The 12,908-nt window shown below is 58.2% G+C and carries 13 protein-coding genes; all 13 read right to left on the bottom strand.

The features are described 5' to 3' along the window. Positions 1-157 precede the first annotated feature (157 nt). Positions 158-814 carry a helix-turn-helix transcriptional regulator gene (locus tag BTUS_RS07885; RefSeq protein WP_013075583.1) on the bottom strand — a complete coding sequence of 219 codons (657 nt, stop codon included), beginning with the start codon at positions 812-814 and terminating at the stop codon, positions 158-160. A 174-nt stretch (positions 815-988) separates the two neighbouring features. Beyond that, positions 989-1,960, bottom strand: coding sequence for an alpha-ketoacid dehydrogenase subunit beta (locus BTUS_RS07880; protein ID WP_052300733.1), 972 nt, complete (start codon positions 1,958-1,960; stop codon positions 989-991). A gap of 14 nt (positions 1,961-1,974) precedes the next feature. Beyond that, the gene (gene pdhA / locus BTUS_RS07875; RefSeq protein ID WP_013075581.1) at positions 1,975-3,066 is read right to left on the bottom strand and encodes a pyruvate dehydrogenase (acetyl-transferring) E1 component subunit alpha; all 1,092 of its coding nucleotides are present in this window, start codon (positions 3,064-3,066) and stop codon (positions 1,975-1,977) included. A gap of 212 nt (positions 3,067-3,278) precedes the next feature. After that, positions 3,279-4,031, bottom strand: a complete 753-nt coding sequence (locus BTUS_RS07870; RefSeq protein ID WP_013075579.1) for an ABC transporter ATP-binding protein — start codon at positions 4,029-4,031, stop codon at positions 3,279-3,281. Further along, positions 4,032-4,802 (bottom strand): ABC transporter ATP-binding protein, encoded by a 771-nt coding sequence (locus tag BTUS_RS07865; protein ID WP_041303943.1) that lies wholly within the window; start codon positions 4,800-4,802, stop codon positions 4,032-4,034. Between the two features lie 2 nt (positions 4,803-4,804). After that, positions 4,805-5,842, bottom strand: coding sequence for a branched-chain amino acid ABC transporter permease (locus tag BTUS_RS07860; RefSeq protein WP_013075577.1), 1,038 nt, complete (start codon positions 5,840-5,842; stop codon positions 4,805-4,807). Positions 5,843-5,854: 12 nt separating this feature from the next. Then, positions 5,855-6,730: a branched-chain amino acid ABC transporter permease gene (locus BTUS_RS07855; protein WP_013075576.1), complete on the bottom strand. Its 876-nt coding sequence runs from the start codon at positions 6,728-6,730 to the stop codon at positions 5,855-5,857. A gap of 25 nt (positions 6,731-6,755) precedes the next feature. Continuing rightward, positions 6,756-7,955 carry an ABC transporter substrate-binding protein gene (locus BTUS_RS07850; protein ID WP_013075575.1) on the bottom strand — a complete coding sequence of 400 codons (1,200 nt, stop codon included), beginning with the start codon at positions 7,953-7,955 and terminating at the stop codon, positions 6,756-6,758. A 66-nt stretch (positions 7,956-8,021) separates the two neighbouring features. Further along, positions 8,022-9,506, bottom strand: coding sequence for a 5-carboxymethyl-2-hydroxymuconate semialdehyde dehydrogenase (gene hpaE / locus BTUS_RS07845; protein WP_013075574.1), 1,485 nt, complete (start codon positions 9,504-9,506; stop codon positions 8,022-8,024). Further along, entirely contained in the window at positions 9,503-10,270 is a 768-nt protein-coding gene (locus tag BTUS_RS07840) for a fumarylacetoacetate hydrolase family protein (protein ID WP_013075573.1), read from the bottom strand. The genes hpaE and BTUS_RS07840 overlap by 4 nt, the downstream gene beginning before the upstream one ends. Continuing rightward, entirely contained in the window at positions 10,267-11,184 is a 918-nt protein-coding gene (gene hpaI, locus BTUS_RS07835) for a 2,4-dihydroxyhept-2-ene-1,7-dioic acid aldolase (RefSeq protein WP_013075572.1), read from the bottom strand. Before hpaI ends, BTUS_RS07840 begins: the two co-directional genes overlap by 4 nt. A 3-nt stretch (positions 11,185-11,187) precedes the next feature. Beyond that, on the bottom strand, positions 11,188-11,856 hold the full coding sequence (locus BTUS_RS07830) for a GntR family transcriptional regulator (protein WP_013075571.1): 669 nt from the start codon (positions 11,854-11,856) through the stop codon (positions 11,188-11,190). A gap of 54 nt (positions 11,857-11,910) precedes the next feature. Next, positions 11,911-12,906, bottom strand: a complete 996-nt coding sequence (hpaD, locus tag BTUS_RS07825; protein ID WP_013075570.1) for a 3,4-dihydroxyphenylacetate 2,3-dioxygenase — start codon at positions 12,904-12,906, stop codon at positions 11,911-11,913. Positions 12,907-12,908 lie beyond the last annotated feature (2 nt).

The raw sequence follows: 12,908 nt of genomic DNA, 5'->3' as shown, positions 1-12,908 counted from the left end.
TCGCCTCCACAAGTTTTCTCCGGATAATCGCCACGTGCAGAAACACGATTGGTTGTTTGCCTATAGAGGCTATTTACATCTATAAGCATTCTACTCCATTCATTTCCTCGTGTAAATAAAAAAACCGCCTTTTGGGCGGTGGAATTCGGACCAGTCGTCACATCATCCGGTTTTTGGCACGAATTTCGTCCAAATAATTGTAGATCGTGTACCTCGATACGCCAAGTTGGGAAGCGATGAGATCCACCGCCCCTTTAATCAGAAACGCACCTTTCTCGTCCAACTCTTCGATGATCATCAATTTTTCGTCTTTCGTGAGGCGATGAATCTCTTTCCCCGGTCCCGCAATGGTCTGCTCTACCATTTTATTCAGGATTGCCATCACATCGTGGGCAAACTCATCGGCCACCTCATCCACGGAATCTGCGTCGTCCCGCAGAAAATTGTCCACCCAACCCCGGATCCACTCCAGGCGGCTCAAATCTTGATTGAAACTCACACAGCCCACCACCCGGTCCCCGGCGTCCCGAAGAAACACATTGGTGGATCGAATTCGTTTTCCTTCCTTGGTGTAAGTGCGGTACACAATGGCGTGTTCGTTCTCCTCGATCCCGCGGCGGAGGACTTTCCAAGCATACTCCGAGATTGGGTCTCCCACCTGTCGATTCGTCACCCGGTTGTTGATAATAGCGACGATGGAACGTTCCGGATGGTCAAAATCGTGCAGAACGACTTCGCAGTCCTCTCCCAGCAACCTCCCCAAAGTCTCCATCAATGTTTGAATATTGCTGAAAAGAAGTTCCTTCTCCCCCATTCATTTTTCACCTCGCCCCGGCACAACTGCAGTCGAAATTTATTATATCACGTCGCTAACGAGTCGGAACCTCCGCGGAGATCGGGCGATTCGGCAAAGAGACGGCGGCGAGGTGTGTAGGTAGAAGCGACGGTTGGCATGAGGGCGCTCCAAGCCCGTCCTTCCCCCGGGGTTTTAAGCGGCCACGGCCCGGCGTATGCCCGACAGAATCCGAGCAACCCCCGGAAGATAAAGATCTTCCAAGGAAAAGAGGGGAAACGGCACGTCAAGTCCCGTCACCCGGACCACGGGCGCTTCCAGAGAATAAAAGGCCCTTTCCTGGATAAGAGTGGCAACTTCCGCCCCAACCCCAGCCGTGCGGGGAGCTTCGTGAACGATCATCGCCCGGCCGGTTTTCTCCACTGACTCCACGATCGTTGCCACATCCAAGGGAAACAGTGTGCGCAAATCCACCACCCGAGTCTCGATCCCGTCCTCTCTGGCCGCTTTTTCCGCCGCCTCCATCGCCCGGGGAACCATCGCGCCCCAGACGAATATGGCGAGATCTCCGCCTTCCCGCACCACTTTGGCCTTCCCGATCGGCACCGTATAGTACCCCAGGGGCACCTCTTCCTTAAACGCCCGATACAGTCGAATCGGCTCCAAAAAGACCACCGGATCCGGATCGTCGATGGCCGCGAGCAACAGCCCCTTTGCATCATAAGGTCCGGAAGGCGCCACAACTTTCAGCCCCGGCTGATGCACAAAAAACGCCTCGCTACTGTCCGAGTGAAGTTCGGGCGCCCGGATCCCCCCGCCGTAAGGGGCGCGAATGACCAGGGAAGCCGAATGTCGCCCCCGGGTGCGGGTGCGCACCCGGGCCGCATGACTGATAATTTGTTCAAAGGCAGGGTAAATAAACCCCATGAACTGAATCTCCACCACCGGTCTTAGGCCGGCAGCCGCCATGCCCACCGCTGTGCCCACAATACCCGATTCAGAGAGAGGGGTATCAAACACCCGCCGGGGGCCGAAGGCATCCTGCAAGCCATCGGTAGCCCGAAACACGCCGCCGTTTTGGCCCACATCCTCTCCGAAAACCAGAACCCGATCATCTTCGGCCAGAGCGGTGTAAAGCCCATCTTGGATGGCTTGGATTATCGTCATGTTCCGGTTGTCTCTCACGACCGGTCACCCCCCCCCCCCCCCCGCAGCACTTCCGAGAGCTCTTCCTCCTGCTCTCGCAACGCCTCCGGAAGATCTGCAAAACAATGGTTGAACATGTCCGCCGGGTTTACCGCTTCCCACTGCTCCATGGTCTGAACGGCCTGCTCGATCCGCTCTTCCACCTCATCGGCGAGAGCCCTTTCCGACTGATCGTCCCACCACCGCCGGGCTTCTAAAAACGCCCGAAACCGCCGAATGGGATCTCGGCTCTTCCACATTTCCACCTCCTCGGCGGCGCGGTAGCGGGTGTGGTCGTCAGCCGTGGTGTGGGAGTGGAACCGGTAGGTGTAAGCTTCGATCAGCGTCGGCCCCTCTCCCCTTCTCGCCTTTTCCACCGCGTGCCGGGTCGCCGCGTACACCGCTAGGAGATCATTCCCATCCACGCGAATTCCTTCGATGCCATAGGCCGCCGCTTTTTCCGCCACCGTCTGAGTCGCCGTCTGACGGGAAAAGGGAACACTGATGGCATATTGATTGTTCTGGCAGAACAGGACGACGGGTGCCCGAAATACGGCGGCAAAATTCAATCCTTCATGGAAATCTCCTTCGGAGGTGGCTCCATCCCCAAAATACCCCAGTGCGATTCCCGTGTCCCCGCGGTACTGTCTGGCCATGGCATAACCGACGGCGTGGGGGATCTGGGTTCCGATGGGCACCGCCGGGGGAAACACTTGAACATCCTGGGGATAGTCCGTCCCCTCCACCCGGCCGTTCCAGTACAATAGAATCCGCTCCAAGGGCACACCGTGGACAGCCATAGCCCCGTGATCTCGGTACGTGGGAAACATCATATCTCCGGGGTCCAGGGCGAAGGCGCTCCCCACTTGGGCCGCTTCCTGACCTTCCAATGGAGCGTAAGTCCCGATGCGACCCTGACGCTGAAGGCGGACACAGCGCCGGTCAAAGGCCCTGATCTTGACCATCCACCGGTACATCTCCACACATTGTTCCTTTGGCGGAATATTCACTTCCCTTAGGGGCGCCTCTGCCTCTTGAACGCCGACGTCCCGGACTCCATCCTTACTTTGCAGAGCCGGCTCGCTCATCCTCGACCCTCCTCGTGTATCGAAAACGCAAATTTACAACCAAAAATGTAATAAACGTAAAATTTTTTAGTAACACAATTTCATTATAACGCCCGCCCCGCAAACGTACAAGGGGCGGGTGCGGCTGAAATTGCTAAAAAATGAAACGGATTTTGTGGCCACCGCCGGGGTGGTGACCCGTAAAAAGGCCATGCCAACCAGGCGGCCCGGCCTCATCCCGCCGGGCCGCCGGGAGATGCGGAAGCTTCTGCATATCTCCCCAAATACGCTACCTCCACCTGGGGGTGAGTTTTCAATTCGGAGACCGAGCCCTCGACTTTCACCCAGCCGCGCTCAAGAACCACTCCCCGATCGGCGATCCCCAGGGCGGCCCGGATGTTTTGCTCCACCAACAGGATCGTCAATCCCCGGGATTTCCGCATATCCACAAAGGCTTCGAACAACTCCGCGATCATCTTGGGGGCAAGACCCAAGGAAGGCTCGTCGAGAATCAGCAACTTGGGTCTCGCCATCAGCGCCCGACCCACGGCGAGCATCTGCTGTTCCCCGCCGCTCAAACTCCCCGCCGCCTGGCCGACCCGCTGGCGCAGACGGGGAAAGAGAGTCAGAATGTCATCCATGTCCTTTTCTAGACTCTCTCTCTGCTTGCGGTATCGGTGATAGGCGCCAAGAAGTAGGTTATCCCGGACACTGAGCCCTTGAAAGACCTGCCGGCGTTCGGGAACCAAGGCTAGACCCCGGCGTACCAACTCTTCCGGCGCTGTTCCAGTGACCTCAGCGCCTTCAAACCAAACTCTGCCCTGGGATGGCCGGTAAAGCCCGGCGATGGTGCCCAATAGGGTGCTTTTCCCAGCGCCATTTGGCCCGACCACGGCAAAAATCTCCCCGGGATTCAAATGAATCCCGACTCCTTTGAGGGCGTGGATACGGCCTCGAAACGTGTGCAGATTCTCCACCCGGAGCACCTAGATCACCTCTTCTCCCAAATAGGCGGCAATCACCCGGGGATCTCGCTGCATGGCGGCCGGCGGTCCCTGGGCGAGCATCTTTCCTTGATCCAGTACCACGATATCGTCAGCCGTTTCCATGACCATTTCCATGTCGTGCTCAATAAAGAGAATCGTCACGCCGGTGTGCCGTATTTCTTGCATGAAGGCCGCCAACTTTCGGGATTCGCCCGCATTGAGCCCCGCCATCGGTTCATCGAGAAGCAAAAGCTTCGGCTCCGCCGCCAAAGCCCGGGCGATTTCCACCATGCGCTGCAGGCCATAGGGCAAAATTCCCGCAGGTTGGAAAGCCCGGTCGGCAAGCTCAAAGGTTTCCAGCAACTCCATCGCCCGATGGAAAGCTTGGCGGTTATCGCGAAGTCTGCCCGGCAAGGAGAAAAATGAGGTCAGCCAGCCCGATGTGGTCCTCAAATGCCGCCCCACCATCACATTTTCCACGACCGTCATGTTTTGGAAGATCTCGATATTTTGAAAGGTCCGGGTGATCCCCGCCCGGGCAATGGCGTGGGCTGGAAGCCGGTCGATCCGCCGCCCTTCCAAAAGAATTTTGCCTTGATCGGGCTTCACCATGCCGGTCAGAAGGTTGAATAACGTCGTTTTTCCGGCACCGTTTGGCCCGATCACGGCGGAGATATGGCCTTTTTGGACGGTAAATCCGATATCTTCCAGGGCAACGACGCCCTCAAATCGCTTGGACAGGTTTCGAATCTCCAACAACGGTTCGGCCATCCTCACCCCTCCCCTCCTGGAGCCGCCGATCCCGAATCCCCGGGCCGAGTCCAGCGGTGCCGGATCGTGAGCACGCCCCGTGCTAGACCGGGCACAATCCCTTGGGGCAGAAACAACAGAATAACCACGAGCAACACACCAAAGACAAGGATCGAATACTCCCCGCCCGCCGACGGAAACAGCGCTGGAACGACACTTTTCATCGCCTGACTCAGAATCGTCACCACCGCCGCCCCCACGGGAGCCCCCCAGACGCTGCGCACGCCTCCGGCGATAGCCATGATCAAAAACTCGATGGACGCGATGGCGTCAAAGGTAGAAGGACTGACGAAGGACAGATAAAAAGCATACAGACTGCCGGCCAGGGAAGCGGCCATGGCGCTGAGGATAAAAGCCATCTCTTTGAAACGGGCCGTCGGCACCCCGAGGCTCGAAGCCGCCGCTTCGCTTTCCGCCAGGGCTTTCAGAGCCCGCCCGACCCGGGAGTGCACCAAATTTCGAAATCCCCAAATCACGAGTAGTGCCATTACCCAGATTAAGTAATAAAGCTTCCAGTCCGCGTCAAAGACGAAGGATCCCACAGTCAGCGGGGGAATTCCGGTCAGTCCAGACGGCCCTCCGGTCACAGAGGTCCATTGGATCATTATGATATTCAGGATCATTCCCAAGCCGAGGGTGGCCATGGCCAAGTAGTGTCCTTCCAACCTCAGGGTGGGGCGGCTTACCAGCCAGGCCACTCCTCCGGTGATCGCCATGCCAATGAGAATGGTCGCCCAGCCGTCCACTCCCCGAAGGGCGAGAATGGCCGAGGTATACGCCCCGATTCCGTAGAATCCGGCGTGCCCCAAGGAGATCTGCCCGGCATACCCAATAAACAGGGACAGTCCCACCGCAACGATGGAAGAGAGCCCGACCGCAATGAGAACGCTGAGGACGTATGGCCCGAAAGCAAAAGGAATGACGGCCAAAACGATCCCCACCGTGACAATGGCCGGCCAAGACGGTGGATACAGTTGTGCAAGCGGCCCACGGCGAATCATGGCACGCCCTCCTTATACGCGCTTTCCCGCGGTTCGGCCGAACAATCCCGACGGCCGCACAAAAAGCATGAGAAGCAGGACGATAAACGTAATCGCATCCCGGTAATCGGAAGAAATCAGCCCAGCGGTGAAAGCTTCCAGCAGTCCTACCAGAAGTCCTCCCAATACGGCAGCCGGCGCATTGTTCAGTCCACCGATGACCGCAGCCACAAAGGCCTTGAGCCCGAGCATGAGTCCCATGTCGTAGGTGGCGCCGGTGATGGGGGCCACGATGGTGCCCGCCAGCCCCCCGAGCCCAGCGGAGACGGCAAAGGCGTAAAAGGACAAGCGCGACGGGCGAATGCCGACGAGCCTGGCGGCAGTGTGGTTCATCACTGCAGCCCGCACCGCTTTTCCCTGGTACGTTCGAAAGAACCAGATCAGGGCGACGAAGAAGACACCGCTGATCGCCACAGTCCACACGGTCTGCCAATCGAGGGTGGCCCCTCCCAGGTGCAAAGGCGGCCGATCGGTAAAAGGAGCCAGGGTCAGGGGATCGGCCCCCCAGATCATCAGGGCGGCGCCCCGAATCACAATATCCACCCCAATGGTGATGATCACCACCGACAACAGGTCGATGCGCCGGGCCGGCCGGATCACGGCTCGCTCCATGACGATGCCCAGGAGCACCGCCGCAGCGGTCCCGGCCAACACCGACACCCACAGGGCCGCACCGTGCATGTGGAGAGAGGCCGCCGTGAGCGCCCCGACGGCGGCGAATTCCCCTTGGGCGAGGTTCAGGATGCCCGTCACGCTGAAGGTCACCACAAACCCGACGGCGATCAACGCGTAAATCGAGCCGATGGTCAAACCCGAGAAAAACAGTTGCAACAATGACGCTCCGCTCACCGGCCATCCCTCCCCGCGCTTTCCTTTATTCCTGCAGCAGTGTCCACTTGCCGTCCACCACTTTAATCAAAGCCAACGCTTCTTTAGTGAGTCCGTTGTGATCGGCGGGGTTAAAGGTGAACACACCGGTACATCCGACAAAATCCTTGGTATTGTTTTCGACATAGTCTCTAATTTTCTGAGGATCTCCGCCCACAGCACCCGCGGCTTTGGCCACTATTTGGATGGCATCCCAGGCGTGGCCTCCGAAAGCATTGGCCGGGTAACCAAACTTCTTCTCAAAATCGTCCTTATACTTCAATAAAACGGTTTTCTGCTTGTCCGTGTCGGGCAACTGATTCGCCACCAACAGTTTCGAGGCCGGGAACACGACGCCATTGGAGGCCGACCCGGTTTGTGTCAAGAAGTCCTGGTTGGCAATGCCATGACTATGGATGAGCGGTACCTTAAAGCCGAGTTGGGCAAAATTTTTCGTGGCAATGGACGCCCCGGGCGGAATGCCGTAGATAATCACCGCTTGCGGGCTTGCGTTTTTGATCCGGGTCAACTGCGGGATCATGTCTTTATCTGTGGGCACGTAACTTTCAAAGGCAACCCCTTGGATCCCGTATTTCGGGGCCAGGGCCTCAAAAGTGTTCTTCCCCCCTTGTCCAAAATCATCCGAGGAACTCAGCCATCCCACTTTGGTGATGTTTTGAGACTTCAGATAAGCGAGGATCCGTTCCACCACGAGATTATCCCCTTGGGGCAGCTTGAACACCCAGGGCTTGACCGGTGTCGCAATGCGCTGATCAGCGGCAAGGGAGAAAAAGGGGACTTTCGCCTGCTCGATGGTGGGAATCAAACCCAGGCTAATGGCGCTCGTGGTGCCACCGATCACGGCCGACACGTGGTCTTGGTCCAGAATTTTCTTCAGATTCAGAACGGCCTTTGTCGGGTTACTCTCGTCATCGTAGGTGATCAGTTGAAGTTTCTTGCCTCCGACGCCCCCAGAGGCATTGATTTCATCCACCACCATCTGGAGGGTGTCCCGTTCTGGGCGTCCCAAGGAAGAGGCCGGCCCTGTGACCGAGAGCTCGGCGCCGATCTTAACCGTATCCGAAGGCGCCCCTCCCCCTGGAGAAGTACCCTGCCCGCCTCCGGAGTTCGCCGGACTGCCTCCACAACCCGCCAACCCCAAAGCCAAAGCCAGAGTTGGAATGATCATACGGAATTTTTTGATCACATCGATCTCCCCCTACCCATCGCAGGATGTGGGCGAAGCGGGGGAAGCTCCCCGCTTCGCCCCGACCTATTGCCCAAATTTCGGGATCGGATGGTCAGACAGCGCCACATGAATCGTTTTTAACTCGGTGTAAAACTCGAAGCTGTAGTGGCCACCTTCCCGGCCGATCCCGCTAAATTTGCTCCCGCCAAAGGGGGTGCGCAGATCCCGGACATTCTGGGAATTGACCCACACCATTCCCGCCTCCAGGCCCAGAGCCATCCGGTTCGCCCGGTCCAGATCCTTTGTCCATACGTAAGCCGCAAGGCCATATTTCACATCGTTCGCCATCCGGAGGGCTTCGTCTTCCGAATCGAAGGGGATCACTGTCATAACGGGGCCAAAAATCTCTTCTTGGGCGATCCTCATGTCGTTTCTTACATCCACGAACAAAGTGGGCTGCAAATAATTCCCCCGGGGGAATCCCGGATGCCTGGCCCCTCCCACCAACATTTTCGCCCCTTCCTCCTGCCCCAGGGTGATATACCCCATCACCCGCTCCAAATGATCGGCGTGAATCAGCGGCCCCACTTCGGTGCGGTCGTCCATGGGGTCTCCCACCCGAAGATTTCGCACCCGGGAAGCCAGGGCGTCCACGAAGCGATCGTACAGATCCCGCTGGACGAACACCCGGGAGCCAGCGGTGCACCGCTCTCCATTGAGAGAGAACAGGCCGAAGATCGCCGCGTCCACCGCCCGGTCAAAATCGGCGTCGGCAAAGACCACCACCGGGGACTTGCCGCCGAGTTCCATGGAAAAACGTTTTAGTGTGTCGGCGCCATTTTTCATGATCAACTGTCCGGTGACCGTTTCCCCGGTAAAAGAGATAAGCTGAACTCCAGGATGCTTCACCAGGGCATCCCCCGCAGTTTCTCCAAACCCGTTGACCACGTTGAACACCCCGGCGGGCAGCTCCGTCTCGTGGATGATCTGGGCCAGGGCAAAAGCGGTCAAGGGCGACCATTCGGCGGGTTTGAGAACGCAGGTGTTACCCGCCGCCAGACACGGGGCGATCTTCCAGGTCTCCAGCATCAACGGCGTGTTCCAAGGCGTAATGAGCCCGGCCACTCCCACCGGGCGGCGAACTGTGTAGTTCAGGAATCGATTGTCCAGGGGGTATGACTCTCCGGTGATGCGAACGGCCATTTCTGCAAAAAAGTCAAAGTTCTGGGCCGCCCGCTCGATCTGCCCCTTCGTCTGGTGGATCGGGATTCCAGTGTCCAGAGACTCCAGATATGCCATTTCGGCGCTGCGCCGGCGCAATCCCTCGGCGATCGCCCGGAGAAACCGGGCCCGTTCCGCCGCCTTGAGCCGCGGCCAGGGGCCTTCATCGAAGGCCCGGCGAGCGGCGGCCACCGCCCGGTCCACATCCTCGGCCAGCCCTTCGGCCACTTCGGTGATCACCTCGCCGGTGGCCGGATTGATGGTTGGGAACACGCGGCCTGAAACGCCGTCGGTAAACGCGCCTCCAATGTAGTGCTTAATCGGCAAAATCGTCGTCTCCTGGGTCACCGCTGCTCCCCCCTCTGTAAAATCTCCTCCGCCACAACCCAGTTCTCCAACGTCCCAACTCCCGGGATCTCCAATCTCATGCGGTCTCCGGGCTCCACCCGACTGATTCCCTTAGGCGTGCCGGTGAGGATCAGGTCCCCGGGCTGAAGCGTCATGAACGAACTCAGGTAAGCAATGAGTTCTTGCACAGAATAAATCAGTTTGGATGTGTGGCCGCTCTGGCGCAGCTCCCCGTTCACATAGGCAGCCAGGTCCAGATCGTTCGGATCCGGAATCTCCTCTCGATCCACGAGAAACGGTCCCACCGGGCCAAAGGTGTCCCATCCCTTTGCCCGAACGGGCGGGCGGTACATATCCCGGATAAAATCCCGCACCGTGACATCATTCACCACGGTATAACCACCGACCCAATCCAGGGCTCTGGATTCCGGTATTCCCCGGCCGGGACGTCCGATGACCACTCCCAACTCTACCTCGTAGTGCATAAACTGCACTCCACTCGGATACACCACCGGCGTTCGGTGCCCGGTCAGACTTGTGGGAGGTTTGAAGAACAACACCGGTTCCGGGGGTTTCTCCAGTCCAAGCTCCTCAGCATGGTCCGCGTAATTCAGTGCGAGACCAATAATCTTGCTCGGCTGGACCGGGGGCAGCCAGACCACCCTTTCGGGGTCGTGATCCCGCCCCGCCTCATCCCATAAAGCGCCGTCCTTCCATTCTCCATCGTGGATCCGGCCGTCCGCTATGAATCTCGCTCGCTTCATGATTCACTCCGTTCCTTCGCCAACAGGCCGTACTTGGCCAGTACGGTGCGAATCTTTTCTCGGTTCTCCGGCGACGGTTCACACAGAGGCGGCCGTAGCCTCGGGTGAATCATCCCCGCTAACCCCATGGCGTATTTGAGAGGCCCAGGATTGGTTTCCACGAACAGGACGTCATTCAATTCGAGAAGCTGATAATGCAAATCCCGGGCTTCTTCCCAGCGCCCGGCGGCGGTGAGATCGTATAGCCGCGCAACCTCCCTGGGGAGAAGATTCGCCGTGGCACTGACGTGGCCCGCTCCCCCCAAACACAACATGGGGTAACAGAGGGTTTCGATCCCCGAGTAGACGAGAAAATCTCGGCCATTCAAATGAAGGACCCAACTCACTTGTTCAAAATTCTTGTTCGATTCCTTGATCCCGATGATGTTCTTGCTCTCTCTCCGGAGCCGGGCGACGGTGCTCGGCTCCATGTTGGTCGCCGTCCGGCCCGGAATGTTGTAGATGATGATGGGAATGTCGACCTCGTCCGCGAGCGCCCGAAAATACCGATACAATCCCTCCTGGCTCGGGCGGTTATAATACGGAACAATGACGAGGGCGGCATCGGCGCCCAGTCGCTGGGCGTGCCGGGTGAGTCTCAGGGTTTCTTCGTAATTGTTCGTTCCCGTCCCGGGAACCACCGGCACCCGGCCCCCCACGTGACGAATAGCCGTCTCGATCACGTATTCCCGCTCCTCCAGGGATAGAGAACTGGGTTCACCGGTGGTTCCGGTACAAGAGATTCCGTGACTTCCGGATTCGATCTGAAAGTCGATGAGCCTCTGAAAGGTTTTCTCGTCAAAGCGACCTTCCTCATCAAAGGGCGTAACCAAAGGGACGATCGACCCCTTGAGTCTGTCGATGTCCGTGGACATGGGTCAACCTCCTTCCCTTTTCCAGATCTGAAAGGCTTCCACAGTCCGCAGTTTGTGCCGGCGCACAAAGGTTTCGATCTCTTCGGGGGCCGCCTGCGCCGCGAGAAGCTCATAGATTCGGCGGTGCTCCGCCAAGGACTCCTCACCCCGCCTGGGAATTACCATGAAAATATTGCGGCGCACGGCGTCCACCTTGGCTCTCAAATTGCGAATGTTGTCCAGCAGACAGGCATTCCCGCACCTCTGAACGGTCACCCAGTGAAATTCCCGGTTCAGCCGGCCAAATTCCATAAAATCCATTCCCGCCAAGGCCCTCTCCATCTCCAAGAGCATCTTCCGAAGTTGCTCCAGATCTTCTTTGGTCAGATGGGGGCTTGCCGCCGACGCGGCGTATCCTTCCAGTACGGCGAGCACGGACAACGTCTCCACGTAGGCTTCGGGATTGATCGGCGCCACCCGCACTCCGCTGTACCGTTGGTACTGCACCAAGCCCTCCGCCTCCAGGCGCCGGATGGCCTCCCGGACGGGGGTCTGGCTCACTCCGAGCTCCCGGGACAACTCGTCGATGATGAAGCGATGCCCCGGGCCGTACCGCCCTTCCAAAATCCGCTGTCGAATTGTCTGATAGGCCACTTCCTGCTTGTTGACGCCCGTTTCAAGTCCCTGTTTCATGTCTCAAATTATATAGGATAAAATATAGGATCGTCAATGAAAAATCACGTCGATTCAATCATCCGCGATGTGGGGAGGAAGCACCATCGTCTCCGGAGCCGTCACGGGCAACAACTCTCCGGTCAGCACCGATTCCACCGCCATCGCCTCATTGAACCATCGCCTCGGGGCCGCCGCTCCCCAGAATGTCTGCCGCATGGGATCGCTGATCTTCCACTGAACTGGACGCCAATCCGGATCGGCGATCAAATAATCCCCGGTGAACAGCTCGATGCGATTCCCATCCGGGTCCCGGAGATACAGGAAAAACGCATTGGTGGTTCCATGCCGACCCGGTCCTCGCTCGATATTTGTGTAATACCCTTTTGCAGCGAGAACATCGGCGATGCGGAGGATGTGCTCCCGACCGTCCACGACAAAAGAGGCGTGATGGATCTGAGGTCCCGTGCCCATGGAGATCGCCAGATCGTGAGAGGTTGCCTTGCGCCTCAACCAGCTTCCCCACAGCCTGGGCGGGTCATCATCGGTCACCGTATATTCAGAACACTGAAACCCAAGTTCCCCGGTGTACCAATCGTAGGCCCGCTGAACTTCTGGAGTGAAAAAGTTGACATGATCGATGCGCAGGATATTGGCGCCCCGGTGCAAATCGAAGCGCTGGAGGTACCACTCCACCTCTTCCATTCCGGCGAAAAACTCAACGGGAAATCCAAAGGGATCCTGGACCCGAAAGGCCAACCCCTGGCCTCGTTCCTCCCCATCATCCATCCAGCGCACAGTCAGCCCTTGGCCTTCCATAAAGGTCGCCGCCGCCCTCACCTCGTCGTCCGAGCGAACCCGAAAAGCCACGTGTGACACTCCGGGGGATGGGGATTTCGTCAACACGAGGGAATGATGAAATCGGTCCTCATATCCCCGCAAATACATCCGCCGTTCATCCGAGGCCGTCTCCACAAACCCGAGGGTTTCGACATAAAAGGCCCGGGCGCGGTCGAGATCGGTCACGCGGTACTCCACATGCGCGGTCCGCAGGATTTCAAAATCCCTCACGG

This window comes from Kyrpidia tusciae DSM 2912, assembly GCF_000092905.1.
Taxonomy (GTDB): domain Bacteria; phylum Bacillota; class Bacilli; order Kyrpidiales; family Kyrpidiaceae; genus Kyrpidia; species Kyrpidia tusciae.
This window is presented reverse-complemented; position numbering and strand designations above follow the sequence as displayed.